Consider the following 15,953-nt stretch of genomic DNA (forward strand, 5'->3'; position numbering starts at 1 on the left):
GAAAATTGCACGCTAATTAACACAGGAGAGGAACGGGGGACCCTCTCGTGACTCTCCTGTTCTTCGGGTGTCCTACTTCCGGGCCCGCTAAGCGTTCGCCTTGATGGCCACGGCCAGGACCTGGAGGCCGTCCAGCAGGAGCTCGTCGCTGATGACCAGCGGCGGCAGCAGGCGGATGACGTTGCCGTAGGTGCCGCAGGTGAGGATGATAACGCCTTCCTTGAGGCAGGCTGCGGCGACGGCCTTGGTCAGCTCCGGGTTCGGTTCCCTGGTGCCGGCCTGGACGAGTTCGATCGCGAGCATGGCGCCGCGTCCGCGGACGTCACCGATCACGGACTGTTCCGCGGCGAGTTCGCGCAGCTTGCCGAGGGCGATCTCCTCGATGTGGCGGGCACGGGCGTTGAGGTCGTACTGCTCCATCGAACCGATGGACGCGAGGGCCGCGGCGCAGGCCACCGGGTTGCCGCCGTAGGTGCCGCCGAGGCCGCCCGGGTGGACGGCGTCGAGCAGCTCGGCGCGGCCGGTGATGGCGGAGAGCGGCATGCCGCCGGCGATGCCCTTGGCCATCGTGATGATGTCCGGGACAACGCCCTCGTGGTTCACGGCGAACCATTCGCCGGTGCGGCAGAACCCGGACTGGACCTCGTCGGCGATGAACACGATGCCCTTGTCCTTGGCCCAGGCAGCCAGCGCCGGCAGGAATCCGGCCGCGGGGACGATGAAGCCGCCCTCGCCCTGGATGGGCTCGATGATGATCGCGGCCACCTGCTCGCCGCCGATCTGCTTTTCGATCATGGTGATGGCCCGCTGGGCGGCCTCGGCTCCGGTGATCTCCGGGTTTTCCTCGCGGAACGGGTAGCTCATCGGCATGCGGTAGACCTCGGGCGCGAACGGGCCGAAGTTGGTCTTGTACGGCATGGCCTTCGCGGTCAGCGCCATGGTCAGGTTGGTGCGTCCGTGGTAAGCGTGGTCGAAGGCGACGACGGCGTCGCGGCCGGTCGCGAGGCGGGCCACCTTGACGGCGTTTTCGACAGCCTCGGCGCCGGAGTTGAACAGCACGGTGCGCTTCTCGTGGTCGCCCGGCGTGAGTCGGTTCAACTGCTCGGCGACGGCGACATAGCCTTCGTAGGGCGTGACCATAAAGCAGGTGTGGGTGAAGTGCTCCACGGCTTCCTTGACCGCGCCGACGACGGCGGGGTCGGAGGCGCCGACGCTCGTCACGGCAATGCCGGAGCCAAGGTCGATGAAGGAGTTGCCGTCAACGTCGTGGATGATGCCGCCATCGGCGTCGGCGACGAACACGGGAACGCTGGACGCGACACCGGCCGCGACGACGGCCTTGCGGCGCTGGGTCAGGGCAACGGACTTCGGTCCCGGGAAATCGGCCTGGACGCGGCGCTTCTGCTCGAGACGGTAGGTGATGTCATGGGCGGTGGTGGTCATGGGAAAGCCTTTCTAAGCGAGCGGTTGATGCACGCGGGTTATGCGTCAGGTTGAGTCTGTGCAGCGGCGTTATGCGACGGCGTTATGCGGCGGCGTTAAGCATCGAGCGCGCTCATAACGTGCTTGATGCGCGTGTAGTCCTCCACGCCGTACATGGACAGGTCCTTGCCGTAGCCGGACTGCTTGAAGCCTCCGTGCGGCATTTCGGCGGTGAGGAGGATGTGCGTGTTGATCCAGACGGCGCCGAAGTCGAGGTCCCGGCTCAGGCGCATCGCGGTGCCGTGGTTCGAGGTCCAGACGCTGGAGGCCAGGGCGTAGTCGACGTCGTTCGCCAACTCGACGGCTTCTTCCTCGGTGCTGAACTTCTGCACCGTGATGACCGGGCCGAAGGCTTCCTTCTGCACGATGTCGTCGCTCTGCTTGGCGCCCGTAACGATGGTGGGCTCGAAGAAGAAGCCCTTCTCCCCGGCCTGGTGCCCGCCGGTCTCGATCCTGCAGTTCTCCGGCAGGGACTCGACCAGGGCTTTGACCGTGTTGAAGTGGTTGACGTTGTTCAGCGGGCCGAAGTAGTTGTCCTCGTCGTTCTGCGAGCCGGTGCGCAGGGTCCTGGTGTGCTCCACGAGGGCCGCCACGAGATCGTCGTAGGCGGTGTCCTGGACCAGCACGCGGGCGATGGCGGTGCAGTCCTGGCCGGCGTTGAAGAAGGCGAACTCGGCGATGGCCGCGGCGCTCTTCTTGATGTCGGCGTCGGCGAACACGACCGCGGGGGCCTTGCCGCCGAGCTCCAGGTGGGCGCGCTTGAGTCCCTTTGCGGCACCGGAGGCGACGGCGATGCCGGCCCGGACGGAGCCGGTGATGGAGACCAGGCCCGGGACCTTGTGCTCCACCATCAGGGCGCCGGTCTCGCCGGTGCCCAGGACCACGTTGAGCACGCCGGCCGGGAAGATCTCCCCGGCGAGGCGGGCCAGGACGAGGGTGGATTCCGGGGTGGTGTCCGAGGGCTTGAGGACCACGGTGTTGCCCGCGGCCAGGGCGGGACCGATCTTCCAGATGGCCATCAGGAACGGGTAGTTCCAGGGGGCGACCTGGGCGACGACGCCGATCGGTTCGCGCCGGACGTAGGAGGTGTGTCCCTCGAAGTATTCTCCGGCGGACTTGCCCTCCATGATGCGCGCGGCACCAGCGAAGAAACGCAGCTGGTCTGCCCCGGCGGCAACTTCCTCGGACGCGATCAGGGACCGGACCTGGCCGGTGTTCCGGTGCTGGGCTTCGACGAGTTCGTCGCTGTTGGCCTCGACGGCGTCGGCGAGCTTGAGCAGCATGAGCTGGCGCTGCCCCGGCGTCGTGTGCTTCCAGCTCTTGAACGCCTCTTTCGCGGCGGTCATCGCGGCGTCGACGTCGGCGTGCACCGAGACCGGCGACTTCGCCACGACGTCGCCGTTGGTGGGGTTGACGATGTCCAGGACCCCGGTTCCGGCCGGAGTGACAAACTCGCCGTTGATGAAGTTTTGCAAGGTTTGAACCACGGTGTACAACCTCTTTCGCGCTGAAAAGGACCCAATGAGACTGCTCCGAGCCTATGCCAGCCGGTCAACCCCGGGGAATAGTCACCTGCACACCGTTTACGCCATGGTTTAGTGCGCTTGACCAGCCCCCGGTTATCCTGAATCCATGGCCATTTCACTCGCTGCCCTGCTGGGGGTTCCGTCCCTCAAACTCGCCAAGGCCGGCCTCGCCGAAACCACCTGGCACCAGGACATCGCCTGGGTGGCCGTCACCGAGCAGGAGGACCCGCAGCGGTTCCTGAACGGCGGCGAACTGGTCCTCACCACCGGCATGCGGCTCAAGAGCGCGCCGGAACAGCGCCGCTTCGTCCGCCAGGTCCAGCGCGCGGGGGCGGTGGGAATCGGTTTCGGGATCGGGCTGACCCACGACGCCGTTCCGCCGGCCCTGATTGCCGAGGCCAACCGCTGGGGACTGCCGGTGGTGGAGGTCCCGTATGAGACCCCGTTCATCGCGATCGGCAAGCTCGTCGCCGACGCCCAGTCTGCGGACCACTTCACCAAGCTGGAACGGCTCATCGCGGGGCACCAGATCCTGGCCCGCGCGCTCCTCACCGGCGGCGGGCTGGCCGAACTCCTCAAGCACCTCGGATCCATGCTGCGGACCGAAATCGTACTGAGCCAGTTCACCGCCCAGCTGTACAACAGCATGCCCGGCCATCCGGCGCCCAGCGCCGAGGGCTGGGCGTCCTTCCCGATTCCCACCGGACGCCGCGACGCGTGCACCCTATGGGTGAGGCAGCCCTTCGAGGACTCGGGGATTGTGGGCTACGCGCAGAACCTGATCAGCGTCGAGCTCAACAACATGGTCAAGCAGCGCCAGTCCCAGCGGGCCCTGGCGGGGCAGGTCCTGGAGGACGTGATCCACGGGACCCTGGATCCCAGCGAGGCGACCCGGCGGCTCGCCGGCATCGGCGTCAACAGCACCCGCCGGAACGTCGTGCTGCTGGCCGAGTCCGCCGCCCACTTCAAGCAGCTCGGGACTTCCTCCTTGCCGCAGCCGCTCGAAAAGTCGGTGAGCGCCGTCGTCGGCAAGGACCTGGTGGCCGTGATCGCCGACGACGGCAGCGGCGCCAGCGCGCTGGCCCGGAGCCTCAGCGACCACCTGGCCGAGGCCGGGATCCACGCCACGATCGGGATCGGCGGCGCCTACACGAAGCCGAACGGGCTGCGCTGGAGCTATTTCGAGGCCCGGGACGCGGCAAGCCACGGCCTGCCCGTCAACGAACCCGAGCGGCTGAGCCTGACCTCGCTGCTGCTGGCCAGCGAGGACGTTCCCCTGGCAGACATGGCGAACGAGTCACTCAATCCGCTGCGGACCTTTGATGCCACCCACGGGGCCGAGCTGCTGGCCACCCTGGAGAGCTACCTGAACAACAACGGCTCCGTGGCGGCCGTCGCCGAAGAGCTCACCCTGCACCGGAACACGGTCCGCTACCGGCTCGCGCAGATCACCGAACTCACCGGCTACGACCCCGCCCAGACCTCGGACCGGGTGCAGCTCTGGCTCGCGCTGGCCGTGCAGCGGCTCGGCGCCCGGCACCCGCGCTGACCCGACCTCCCCGCCCCCAGGGCAACGCGGGGTCACATCCGGCCCATCCCGGGCCCCAACATGGGCGCGATGTGACCCCGCGTTGTTTTTTAGGGTCCTAGGGCCGTAGACCCGGTTCCGGCCAAGGGCAACACTGGGAGAGGCAGGTCGCTGCACGGGAGTGCGCGTGACAGATGCCTACTACTGTCCGCCCCCGTTCCACGGACGAACGCGCCGGTTCCCTCGGACGCCGCAGCGCGGCTGCCTGATTCGCCCTAGGAAGTACTCGACTAGGAGGCCGATCATGGGCAAGAAGAAGAAAAACAAGAAGAGCGCCGACAGCGAGCTCCGGACAACGATGGGCCGCAAGGAGTACGAGGCGGAGATGGCCATCCTGCAGGGCGAGCTGGTTGCCCTGCAGGAGTGGGTGAAGTCCACCGGAGCTAAAATCTGCATCGTGTTCGAGGGCCGTGACACGGCCGGCAAGGGCGGCACGATCAAGCGCATCGTCGAGCGGGTGAGCCCCCGCGTCTTCCGGGTGGTGGCACTCCCCACACCGACGGACCGGGAGAAATCCCAGATGTACCTCCAGCGCTACATGTCGCATTTTCCGGCGGCCGGAGAGGTGGTCATCTTCGACCGCAGCTGGTACAGCCGTGCCGGCGTGGAGCGCGTGATGGGCTTCTGCACCCCGGAGCAGACCGAGAAGTTCCTCAACATGACCCCGCAGGTGGAGAAGGCGATGGTCGACTCCGGAATCATCCTCCTCAAGTTCTGGCTCGAGGTCAGCGCGGACGAGCAGACCCGGCGGCTCAAGAGCCGCATGGACGAGCCGCGCAAGACGTGGAAGCTGTCGCCGATGGATTTGAAGTCCTACAGCCGGTGGTACGACTACTCCCGGGCAAGGGACGCCATGTTCGAGGCCACCGACACAGCATGGGCGCCTGGGTTCGTCGCGAACAACGACGTCAAGAAGCGCGGCCGGCTCAACATCATCAGCCACCTGCTGAGCCAGGTGCCTTACGAGCCGTTCCCGGGACTCGACGTCGAACTGCCGAAGCGGCAGAAGGCCGGCGACTACAGCGAGCCGACCCTCACCCCGCGGCAAATTCCCACCACGTTCTAAGCTGCGCCGCGATGAGGAGTAGGTCATGAACGGCAAGTCCGAAGCAGCAGCAGGGGTGGTCCCGGCCGAGGCGCCGCCTGGTACGCGCTGGCACCCGCGGAGGTGGCGGCCGAGCTGAGGGTGGACCCGGTCCGCGGCCTGAGCGCGGCCGAGGCGCAGCAACGGCTGCAGGAGTACGGCCCGAACGCACTGGCCGCCGCAAAGCAAGAGCCGGTCTGGAAGCGGTTCTTCAAGCACTACGGCGACTACATGCAGATCGTGCTCGTGGTCGCCGCACTGGTCAGCCTGTTGATCGCGGAATACGGGACCGCCATCGGGCTCGCCGTCCTGACCCTGTTCAACGCGTGGTTGGGATATCACCAGGAAGGTAAGGCCGAAGAGGCAGCCGCTTCCCTGGGGAAGATGATGAAAGCGATGGCCAAAGTGCGCCGCGACGGTGTCATGGCGGAGGTCACCGCAGAGAAAAATGTGCCGGGCGATATCGTGGTGGTCGATGCTGGTGACCGCGTCCCCGCCGACGGCCGGATCATCCTGGCGGCGACCCTGCAGATCGAGGAGGGTGCCCTGACCGGCGAGAGCCTCGCGGTCGAGAAGGACACCGCCTCCATCAGCCGGCACGACGTCGGAATCGGGGACCGCTTGAACATGGCGTTCATGAACACCAACGTGACCCGCGGCCACGGAGAAATCCTCGTCACCACCACGGGCATGGGGTCGGAGGTCGGCCACATCGCCCACATGCTGTCCGGACAGAAAGCGGAGAAGACCCCGCTCACCAAGCAGGTGGACCGGCTCACCATCTTCATCATCGTCGCGGCCCTCTTCGCTTTCATCGCCATCGTGGTGATGGGCCTGGCCCAGGGCGAATCCTTCGCGGTGCTCTTCGGGATCGGCGTGGCGCTGGCGGTCGGCTCGATCCCGGACGCGCTGCCCGCCGTCGTCACCACGATCCTGTCCGTCGGCTCGGTCAACATGGCCAGGAAGAACGCCATCATGAAGGTCCTGCCCGCCGTCGAGACGCTGGGCTCCACTTCGGCCATCAACTCCGACAAGACAGGCACCCTGACCCTGAACCAGATGACGGTGCGGGAGATCGTGACCGTGCAGCACCATTACACCGTCAGCGGTGAGGGCTACAGGTTCGAGGGGCAGGTCAACCGGACCACCGGCGACGCCGAACGGGACCTGGACTACGTGATGTTCCCGTGCGCACTGTGCAACGACTCCGACATCCAGGACGGCGAGGTCATCGGAGACCCCACCGAGGCGGCGCTGTACGTCCTCGCGCAGAAGGGCGGCGTGGACGTCACGGAGTTCCGCAGGAACAACCCGCGGGTGGCATCGGTACCATTCGACTCCGACTACAAATTCATGGCCACCTTCCACCGGATGCCCGGCGCCGACGGCAGGCCCGTGATCCGGGCGTACGTGAAGGGCGCGCCCGACGTCGTCCTCGGCAGGTCCTCGTCCGGGCGGATGCCGGGCGGCCGCTCCGAGGCCCTCACCGAGGAATCGCGTGCCAAAGTCCTCGCCGCGAACGATCGCATCGCCAGCCAGGGCCGGTGGCCGTTTTTCAGTCACCGGCGCCGAGTTCGCGGCGATGACCGACGCCGAGGCCGACAGCCAGGTGGACGGGATCGGCGTGATCGCCCGCGTGGCGCCGGAACACAAGGTCCGGCTGGTCGAGGTGCTCAAGCGCAAGGGCCACGTCGTGGCCATGACCGGCGACGGCGTGAACGATGCGCCGGCGATCGCCGCGGCCGACATCGGGATCGCCATGGGCATCACGGGTACTGACGTCGCCAAGGGCGCGGCCAAGATGATCCTGGCCGACGACAACTTCGCCACCATCGTGGCGGCCGTTGAAGAGGGCCGGCTGGTGTACGACAACCTGCAGAAATTCATCCGCATCCAGGTCGCCAACCTGTTTATGTTCATTCTGGCGTTCATCGGCTCGTCCGCGTTCGCGATCGCCGGCACGGCGCTGCTCAGCCCGGCCCAGGTCCTGTGGATCCATATGGCGATCGTCGCCCCCATTGGCGCCGTGATGGGCCTGGACCTCGCGACGCCGGGCATCCTGGACCGCAAGCCACGGCCCTTCAACCAGCCGATCATCGTCCGGTCGATGATGGTGCGCCTGCTCGTCTTCGGGCTGTTCATGGCGGCCGCGACGCTGGTCCTCGTGCAGCTCGGCAAGACAAACTACGGCTCACTTGAGGTCGGCCAGAGGATGGCCGTTGTGGGCCTCGGGCTGATGAACATCACCGTCGCCCTCAACCTGCGCTACCCCACGGAGAGCGCCTTCGGGCCCTCGACGTTATCCAACCCGAATCTGCTCTGGGCGTTCGCTTGGGCCTTCGTCGGCTCGATGCTGATCACCCAGATACGCGTGCTGCAGGACTTCTTTGGTACCGTCCCGCTCACCGGCCAACAGTGGCTGGCCTGCCTGGTTCCGGCCGTGTTGCTGCTGGTCCTCGGCGAACTCTTCAAAGTGGTCCTGCAGGCCCGGCACGCCCACTAAACCCGCGTTGCTGATGGAAGGCGACGGCAGCCGTGTCACTTGCCGAGATATTCGCCACTAAAGGTTAATCCTCAAACATCAAACGTCTAACCTTTAGGAATGGCTAGCAGCACGGCGACGTCCGCCCTCCCCGAGACAGCACCGTCCGCCGTCGTGCGCACACCCCGCGGCGTGATCATCGCCGGCGTCGTGGCGATCGTGCTGATCGGCCTGAACCTGCGCGCCGGCATCACCGGAGCCGCCGCGCTCCTGCATGACCTTCAGGCAGTGCTGGGCTACGGGCCGCTGATCGCCGCCATCATCCCCTCGATCCCGACGCTGTGCTTCGCCGTGGCCGGCGCCGCGACCTCGTGGCTCACCCGGATCCTGGGGCTTGAGAAGGCCATCCTGCTCTCCCTCGTCCTGCTCGCGGCCGGGCTGTTGGTCCGCGGCATCCCGTCGACCGGCATGCTGCTGGCGGGCACCGTCGTCGGGATGTCCGGGCTGGCGATCTGCAACGTGGCCATGCCGTTCTTCATCCGGGTCCACTTCGCGCACCGCACGTCGCTGATGACGGCGCTCTACACCGTCACCATGACGACCGGCGCCACCGTGGTTGCCGTGCTGATCGTCCCGGTGGCGCAGCAGCTCGGCTCGCCCTCCGCCGGGGTCGGAGCGATCGGCTTCCTCGCACTGGGCGCCTGCCTCGGCTTCCTGCCGATCGCCCTGCACGCCCACCGCAACGCGCCCGCCGTCAAAGCCGGCCGGGTGTCCCCCTGGCCGCTGCTGCGGACCCGCACCGGCGCGCTGATTACTCTCGGCTTCACCGTCCAGGCCCTGCTGGCCTACGCCGTGCTCAGCTGGTTCCCCTACATGCTGGTCACGCTGGGCCTCTCGGCTTCCGAGGGCGGGCTGATGTTCGGCCTGATGCAGCTCGTCTCCGTCCCGGCCGGCATGGTACTGGTCGCGATCGGCTCACGCCCCCGGATGCAGCGCACCGCCTTCTACCTGGCCACGGTCACGATGGCTGCGGGCGTCCTGTCCATGCTGGTCCTGCCGGTCTCCTGGGCGCCGCTGACGGCAGTGCTGCTCGGCTTCGGGCTCGGCATCTTCCCGCTCGTGATGGTGATGATCAGCCGCAGCGGCCGCAGCACCGCCGAAACCACCGCCTTGTCCACGGTCGCGCAGTCCGCGGGCTACCTGCTGGCAACGCTGGGCCCGTTCGGGATGGGGCTGCTGCACAGCGCCACCGGGGCCTGGACGCTGCCATTGATCCTGCTGCTGGCCGTGGCCCTGGGCCAGATCGCCGTCGGGCATCTGCTGACCGCCCTGCCCAAGGTTTCCCAGCGCACGGAACTTCGCGCCCCGGACGTGCCGCCCGGCGGCACGTCCACCTTGCCGCCCGTCGCTGCATCCCGCGGGGAGAACCGGTCATGACACTCACCACGTCCCACCGGCCGCCACTGGTCGAGGAGATCACTGCCAAGCTGCGTGAGCTGATCCATTCCGGCGAATGGCCGCTGCAGCAGCGGATCCCGGCCGAACCCGAGCTCATGGCCATGCTCGGAGTCTCCCGGGGCACCCTGCGCGAGGCGGTCAAGGCCCTGGCTCACAGCGGCATGCTGGACGTCCGGCGCGGGGACGGCACCTACGTCCGCGCCACGAGCGAGATCGCCGGTGCCGCCCAGCGCATGTACCGGGACCACTCGCAGGTTCACATCCTGGAGGTCCGGGTGGGCCTGGATACGCAGGCGGCCCGGCTCGCCGCCCGCCACGCCACGCCCGGAGACGTCGACGCCATGCGCGGCCTGCTGGAGTCGCGCCGTGACGCCTGGCGTGCGGAGGACTACGCCGGCTGGGCCCAGGCGGACTGGGACTTCCATGTGCTGGTGGCCCAGGCGTCGGGCAATCCGCTGCTGCACGAGCTGTACGCCAGCTTCGGCGCAGTCTTCCACGCCGATCTTCTCCGCCAGCAGCGCCGCGGCGGCTTCAACGGCCTCCCCCACGAAGGTCACGACGAGCTCGTGGACGCCATCGCCGCACACGACGAAGCGGCCGCCGTCGACAGCGTGCACCGGAACCTGAACTCCTGCGCGGAGTGGATCCAGCAGTAGCCGCCCCGCCCGACGCAAAAGGCCTCCGCGCCGGAATCCCGTTCCGGTGCGGAGGCCCGTGTGGTGCGGGCGACGGCGGGTGTGCTTAGCGCGCGAGGCCCTTGAACACGTTCTTGGGCCGCTGCATTTCTCCGTGCTTGGCGCCCAGGACGATCACCCAGCCGGCGAAGACGGGGATGGCCCACTGCAGGATCTTCAGCTGCTGCTGCGCGGAGCGAAGTTCCTCGGAGGCGCCGGGCCTGGGCTCGGTGGCGCCTTCGGCGCCTTCGCTGGCCAGCTTGTCCACCTTGGCGCCCTGGAGCCCGGCGTACAGGCTCACGGCGGCACCGGCGAGGGTGACGATGGACTTGTAGACGGTGAGGCGGGTGACGCCGTCCTGCTTGGCCATCCGGCCCTTGTTTTCCCACATGATGGCGAGGCCGGAGAGGAAGTGCGCGCCGAACGCCGCCGTCTGGAACGGGGCCCACTTCTTCCAGCCCAGGCTCGAGAGCCGGGTGCGTTCGGCCGGATCCTTGGCTTCCGCCGTCGCCCCGTTCAGCCCGATGGCGCCCATCAGCGAGCCGCCGAACCAGGCGCCCGCCGTCAGGTCGTGGATGGATCGGGCAACAAGATTACCTGCCATGGTGAGATTCCTATCGTCTGAGGTCGGATGCGGAACTGCCGTGGCACCAAAGAAGGGCCACGTTCGGGCTATGGTAAGCACACTTATGAAAAAGTTGATAGTTCGGGGGACGGCGCCCGCACTGCGTAGACTCGGCAGCATGGAAGCACCGGGGCCAAAGGACCAGCCCTCCCCCGCCGGCGGGAGCCTCGGCGAGGCCGTCGGGGCGGCTGCCGGCGACGCGGCCGATGCCGCGGAGGCCGCCTCCAACAGCGCGGCGCTCGACGTCGTCGCCCGGTCCGGCTTTGCCGTAATGGCGTTGCTGCACGTCGTGATCGGCGCGATTGCCGTGGCCCTGGTCCTCGGGGCCCCGGGCCAGGCCGAGCCCACCGGAGCGATCGAACAGCTCGCCGCCAACCCGTGGGGCCCGGCGGTCATGTGGGCCGGGTTCATCGCGTGCGCCGGGCTCGCCGTGTGGCAGCTGAGCGAGGCCACCCTGCGGGCCCGGCACCTCCCGCGGCGGCAACGGCTCGGGAAGCTCGTTTCCTCCGGCTTCCTCAGCATCGCCTACGGGAGCGTGGGGCTCAGCTTCGCCGGCTTCGCGCTGGGCAGCCGGGGCGATTCGGGCGACTCGACCCGGGACTTCAGCACCGCCTTGGTGCGCAGCCCGTTTGGGGTGCCGGCGCTCATCGGCCTGGGCCTGACGATCATCGGGATCGGCGTGTACTTCATCGTCAAGGGTGTGGGGAAGACGTTCAAGGAGGAGCTGGGGCACTTTGAGGGGACACGCCGCGGCCGCCTGGTCAGCGGACTGGGTGTTGCCGGCCATATCGCCAAGGGGGTGGCGCTGATCCTGACGGGCCTGCTGTTTGCCATCGCCGCGGCCACGAATGATCCCGGCTCGTCCACGGGCCTGGACGGCAGCCTCAAGGCCCTGCGGGACCATCCGTTCGGACCCATCCTGCTCCTGGCGATCGGCGCCGGCTTCATGGCCTACGGGGTGTTCGCCCTGCTCCGGGCACGCTTCGGACGGATGTAGCGCCCGCCGGTCCCCTAGCGCAGTTCGACCACGTCGCCCTCGCGGTACAGCAGGGCGCGGACCTCGGATTCGGCGGAGTCCGGCCGCTTCGGGTCAATGGTCTCCCCCGCGGCGAAGTGGTCCAGCAGCCGCGGATCCACATAGCTCTTCCGGGCGATCGACGGCGTGTTCCCCAGGACGGCGGACGCGTCCAGCATGGCGCGGCTCACCGCGCGCTTCCGGGCTGACACCTTGGGCTGCGGACCGCTCTGCGCCAGGCTCGCGGCTGCGGCAACCGTCCCGCGCAGGGTGCGGAAGTCCTTGGCGGTGAAGTCCTGCCCGGTGCGCTCCTTGACGTACTGGTTGATGTCCTGGCTGGACACCGGGTGCCAGCTCCGGCCGTCCTTGTACGCGAGCAGGCGGGCGCTGCCGCCGCGGCGCTTGAGCTGGCGGACGACGGTGGCGAGGTCGGCGTCGTGAATCCGCGACTCCCAGTTCTTGCCGCTTTTGGCGGGGAAGCTGAGCCGGAGTTCGTCCTTGCGCAGCTTCACGTGGGCGCAGAGCAGGGTGGCGAGGCCGTGGCTGCCGTTTTCGTTCGTGTACCGCTCCGAGCCGACCCGCAGCGAGCCGCTGTCCAGCATCCTGAAGGCGGCGGCCAGCACCCGCTCCCGGGTGAGGCCCTCGGAGCGCAGGTCCATCGTGACGAGCCGGCGCGCGGCCGGCAGGGTTTCCGCGAGCTGGAGCGAACGGTCGAACTTGAGCCGGTCCTTTTTCTCGCGCCAGCCCGGGTGGTAGATGTACTGGCGCCGGCCGACGGCGTCGAGTCCCGTGGCCTGGATGTGCCCGTTGTCGTACGGCGCGATCCAGACGTCCGTCCAGGCCGGCGGGATGCCAATGCTCTCGAGCCTCTCGCGCACCGGCCCGGGCGGCAGGGTGGAGCCGTCGAGGTCCTTGTAGCTGAACCCGGTCCCGGCCGCGACGCGCCGGTAGCCTCGCCCGGACGCGTTGCTGCGACGGAGCCTCATCGGCGCGTTCCCGGTGCCGGGGCCTGTTGCCTGCACTGCTCATCCATGACGGTAAGCCTACTGACTACAACCCGGATTTCCCTCCACCCACCAATCAACGCGGGGTCACGTCCGGCCCATGATTCCCTCCGGGACGGGCGCGGAGTGACCCCGCGTTGTGTGTTGGTTCGGGGGATCAGACCTCCGCAGCCACCCCGTCGCGGGAGATCTGGACCATGGCCTCGCGCGGGACCACCTTGATGCGCTCGCGCTGGAAGCCATCCGCACCGGCACGCGCCTTTTCGCCGAGGGACCGCTCGTGCGCGTCCAGGGCCAGCCAGCCTTCCCAGCTGGTGTACTGCACGCGGCGGTTTTCCAGCAGTTCGACGACCGCGCCCGGTGCGGGTGCCGCCGCGGGCGGCAGGTTGTCGCGGTCCTCCAGCAGGTAGGTGACGGTTTCGAGGGCGTCGCCCTTGGTGTGGCCGATGAGCCCGACGGGCCCGCGCTTGATCCAGCCCGTGGCGTAGATGCCCGGCACGTGGGTGCCTGAGGCATCCAGGACGCGGCCGCCGTCGTTCGGGACAACACCCTTGCTGTGGTCGAACTCGACCTCGGGCAGCGACGAGCCGAAGTAGCCGATGGCGCGGTACACGGCCTGGACCGGGTAGTCGACGAACTCGCCGGTGCCGCGGGCGTTGCCCGTGCCGTCCAGCTCGGTGCGCTCGAACTTGATGCCGGCGACGCGGCCGGGGGCATCGGCGTCGCCTGTTGTTCCATAGATCTCGACCGGGCTGTGCAGGAAGTGCAGGTGCAGGCGGCGGGAGGCCGTGAGCTCGGAGAGGTCCTCGGGCTGCTCCGCGATCCAGTTGGTGAGCGTTCCGACCATGGTTTTGGTCTGGTTGTTGCTCTGGATCTGCCGGTCCGATTCGGCGTCGAACTCGAAGTCCTCGGCGTAGAGGATGATGTCCACGTCCTTGGAATGAGAGAGCTCGCGCAGCTCCAGCGGGGTGAACTTGACCTGGGCGGGCCCGCGGCGGCCGAAGACGTGCACGTCCGTGACCGGGGAATCCTTCAGGCCGCGGTACACGTTATCCGGGATTTCGGAGACCAGGAGGTCATCGGCGTGCTTGGAGAGCATCCGGGCCACGTCCAGGGCCACGTTGCCGTTGCCGATCACGGCGACTTCCTTGGCCTCCAGGGGCCACTCGCGGGACACGTCCGGGTGGCCGTCGTACCAGGAAACGAAGTCGGCGCCGCCGTAGGAGCCCTCGAGCTCGATGCCGGGGATGTTCAGGTCCGCGTCCTTGATGGCCCCGGTGGCGAAGATGACGGCGTCGTAGTGGGTGCGGAGGTCCTCGAGGGTGAGGTCCGTGCCGTAGTCGACGTTGCCGAAGAAGCGGATGTCGCCGCGGTCCAGGACCTTGTGCAGGGCGTTGACGATGCCCTTGATGCGCGGGTGGTCCGGGGCGACGCCGTAGCGGATCAGTCCGTAGGGTGCCGGGTAGCGGTCGAAGAGGTCGATGCTGACCGTGAGTTCGCCGCTTTTCACGGCTTCGCTCTTGGTCAGGATGTCCGCGGCGTACACACCGGCGGGTCCGGAGCCGACGACGGCGATGCGCAGCGGGCGGGCAGCAGTTCCTGCAGGGGTGTTCGTTGACACGGCTGTGTTCCTTTGTTCTTCTGCATCCGTTGCTCCATAACGGCCCTTTTGAGGCCTGATAACGGCAGTTATGGAGCAATCGACGGGTTTTAGGGGGTCAGTACGCGGGTCTTGGTGGTGCGGGGTGTGCGGGGTGTGCGGGGTGCGTTCGGGGTGGTGGTGCTGTAGTCCGCGGTCTTGAAGTGCGACGGCGCGAACGGGCTGACGCGGACCACGTCACCGATCACGATCACGGCGGGGTTCGCGACTCCTGCGGCCTCCGCCTGGTCCGCGATGGTCCCGAGCGTTCCGATGGTCACCCGCTGGTTCGGCAAGTAACCATTCTCTACGATGCCAACAGGCGTCTCCGGAGGCAAACCGGCGCGTGCCAGCGAGGCCGCGGAATCGCGCAGCTGGCCCACGCCCATGAGCAGGATCACGGTGTGGTCCGCGCGGGCCGGGACTTCGGACAGCTCCTCGTGGCCGGTCACCACACTGAAGCCCTTGGCCAGCCCGCGGTGCGTGACCGGGATGCCGGCAGCGGCCGGGACCGAGATGGCGGATGTGACGCCGGAGACCACTTCGACCTCGACGCCGTGCTGCCGGCAGAACTCGGCTTCCTCGCCGCCGCGGCCCAGGACGTAGGGGTCACCGCCCTTGAGCCGGACCACGCGGTGGCCCTGCAGGGCTTCGTCGACGAGGATGCGGTTGATCTCTGCCTGCGGGACCGGGTGGTGGCCGGGGGTTTTGCCAACCTCGATGACACGGACGTCGGGGGCCAGTTCGGCCAGGAGTTCGCGGGGGCCTAGGCGGTCCGCGACGACGACGTCGGCCTGGCCCAGGAGCCGCCGGCCGCGGACGGTGATCAGCCCGCTGTCGCCGGGTCCGCCGCCCACGAGGGCAACGGATCCGGCGGTCGCCCGCCGCCGGCGGAGCGGCAGGTCCCCGGTTTCCAGGGCGGTGGCAACGGCGTCGCGCAGGGCCATGGCACGACGCGGGTCTCCCCCGGCGTTGACGGCGATCTTGACGTCATCCACGACGGCGACGGCGGGCGTCCAGGCGGCGGAGGCTTCGTGGTCGGAGGCGTTCACGCACCAGATGCGCTGCGCCTCGGCGTCGGCCGATACCCGGGCGTCCACGGCGGCGTCGCCGGTCGCGGTCTGGACGAACCAGGCCCCGTCGACGTCGGGGCTGCGGTACTCGCGTGGTTCCCAGGTGAGGAGGCCGGCGTCGGCCAGGTCATGCAGGGCGGGGCAGGCAAGGGGCGCGACGACGGTGACTTGGGCTCCGGCGTCGAGCAGGCCCTTGGCGCGGCGCGCGGCGACCGGGCCGCCGCCGACGACCAGCACGGGGCGGCCGAGGAGGCGCAGCGCCGTGGGGTAAATGTCCTGAATTGCCATGCATCGACGATAGGG

12 protein-coding genes and 1 pseudogene are annotated in these 15,953 nt (G+C 68.3%); 7 read left to right on the plus strand and 6 right to left on the minus strand.

Annotated features, from left to right (window positions below):
- Positions 1-87: 87 nt before the first annotated feature.
- Both gabT and ACZY0Y_RS07355 read right to left on the minus strand, forming a co-directional pair.
- Positions 88-1,443 (minus strand): 4-aminobutyrate--2-oxoglutarate transaminase, encoded by a 1,356-nt coding sequence (gabT, locus tag ACZY0Y_RS07350; RefSeq protein ID WP_463957254.1) that lies wholly within the window; start codon positions 1,441-1,443, stop codon positions 88-90.
- A 95-nt stretch (positions 1,444-1,538) separates the two neighbouring features.
- Complete coding sequence (locus ACZY0Y_RS07355) at positions 1,539-2,969, minus strand: gamma-aminobutyraldehyde dehydrogenase (protein WP_463957255.1); 1,431 nt, start codon at positions 2,967-2,969, stop codon at positions 1,539-1,541.
- Positions 2,970-3,114: 145 nt separating this feature from the next.
- Here ACZY0Y_RS07355 and ACZY0Y_RS07360 point away from each other — a divergent pair, with 145 nt between their 5' ends.
- From ACZY0Y_RS07360 to ACZY0Y_RS07385, 6 genes and pseudogenes are all read left to right on the plus strand, one after another.
- Positions 3,115-4,557, plus strand: a complete 1,443-nt coding sequence (locus ACZY0Y_RS07360) for a PucR family transcriptional regulator (RefSeq protein ID WP_463883973.1) — start codon at positions 3,115-3,117, stop codon at positions 4,555-4,557.
- Positions 4,558-4,840: 283 nt separating this feature from the next.
- A complete protein-coding gene (gene ppk2, locus ACZY0Y_RS07365; RefSeq protein WP_463957256.1) occupies positions 4,841-5,662 on the plus strand; it encodes a polyphosphate kinase 2 in 822 nt (273 codons plus the stop codon).
- A gap of 120 nt (positions 5,663-5,782) precedes the next feature.
- Positions 5,783-7,165, plus strand: a pseudogene (locus tag ACZY0Y_RS07370) (cation-translocating P-type ATPase); the annotation flags it as partial.
- Between the two features lie 97 nt (positions 7,166-7,262).
- Complete coding sequence (locus ACZY0Y_RS07375; RefSeq protein WP_463957257.1) at positions 7,263-8,183, plus strand: HAD-IC family P-type ATPase; 921 nt, start codon at positions 7,263-7,265, stop codon at positions 8,181-8,183.
- A 99-nt stretch (positions 8,184-8,282) separates the two neighbouring features.
- The gene (locus ACZY0Y_RS07380; RefSeq protein ID WP_463957258.1) at positions 8,283-9,599 is read left to right on the plus strand and encodes an MFS transporter; all 1,317 of its coding nucleotides are present in this window, start codon (positions 8,283-8,285) and stop codon (positions 9,597-9,599) included.
- A complete protein-coding gene (locus ACZY0Y_RS07385; RefSeq protein ID WP_463957259.1) occupies positions 9,596-10,276 on the plus strand; it encodes a FadR/GntR family transcriptional regulator in 681 nt (226 codons plus the stop codon). The genes ACZY0Y_RS07380 and ACZY0Y_RS07385 overlap by 4 nt, the downstream gene beginning before the upstream one ends.
- Before the next feature lie 85 nt (positions 10,277-10,361).
- On the opposite strand, the gene ACZY0Y_RS07390 is transcribed toward ACZY0Y_RS07385, so the two are convergent.
- Positions 10,362-10,898 carry a hypothetical protein gene (locus tag ACZY0Y_RS07390; protein ID WP_463885735.1) on the minus strand — a complete coding sequence of 179 codons (537 nt, stop codon included), beginning with the start codon at positions 10,896-10,898 and terminating at the stop codon, positions 10,362-10,364.
- 139 nt (positions 10,899-11,037) lie between these two features.
- Here ACZY0Y_RS07390 and ACZY0Y_RS07395 point away from each other — a divergent pair, with 139 nt between their 5' ends.
- Positions 11,038-11,916 (plus strand): DUF1206 domain-containing protein, encoded by an 879-nt coding sequence (locus tag ACZY0Y_RS07395; RefSeq protein WP_463957260.1) that lies wholly within the window; start codon positions 11,038-11,040, stop codon positions 11,914-11,916.
- Between the two features lie 14 nt (positions 11,917-11,930).
- On the opposite strand, the gene ACZY0Y_RS07400 is transcribed toward ACZY0Y_RS07395, so the two are convergent.
- The 3 genes from ACZY0Y_RS07400 to cobA all read right to left on the minus strand — a co-directional run bounded on the left by ACZY0Y_RS07400 (position 11,931) and on the right by cobA (position 15,938).
- Positions 11,931-12,920, minus strand: a complete 990-nt coding sequence (locus ACZY0Y_RS07400) for a DNA topoisomerase IB (RefSeq protein ID WP_463957310.1) — start codon at positions 12,918-12,920, stop codon at positions 11,931-11,933.
- 175 nt (positions 12,921-13,095) lie between these two features.
- Positions 13,096-14,559 (minus strand): FAD-dependent oxidoreductase, encoded by a 1,464-nt coding sequence (locus ACZY0Y_RS07405; protein ID WP_463957261.1) that lies wholly within the window; start codon positions 14,557-14,559, stop codon positions 13,096-13,098.
- Positions 14,560-14,648: 89 nt separating this feature from the next.
- Positions 14,649-15,938: a uroporphyrinogen-III C-methyltransferase gene (gene cobA, locus ACZY0Y_RS07410; RefSeq protein ID WP_463957262.1), complete on the minus strand. Its 1,290-nt coding sequence runs from the start codon at positions 15,936-15,938 to the stop codon at positions 14,649-14,651.
- Between the last annotated feature and the right edge of the window lie 15 nt (positions 15,939-15,953).

The organism is Pseudarthrobacter kochi (assembly GCF_055412805.1).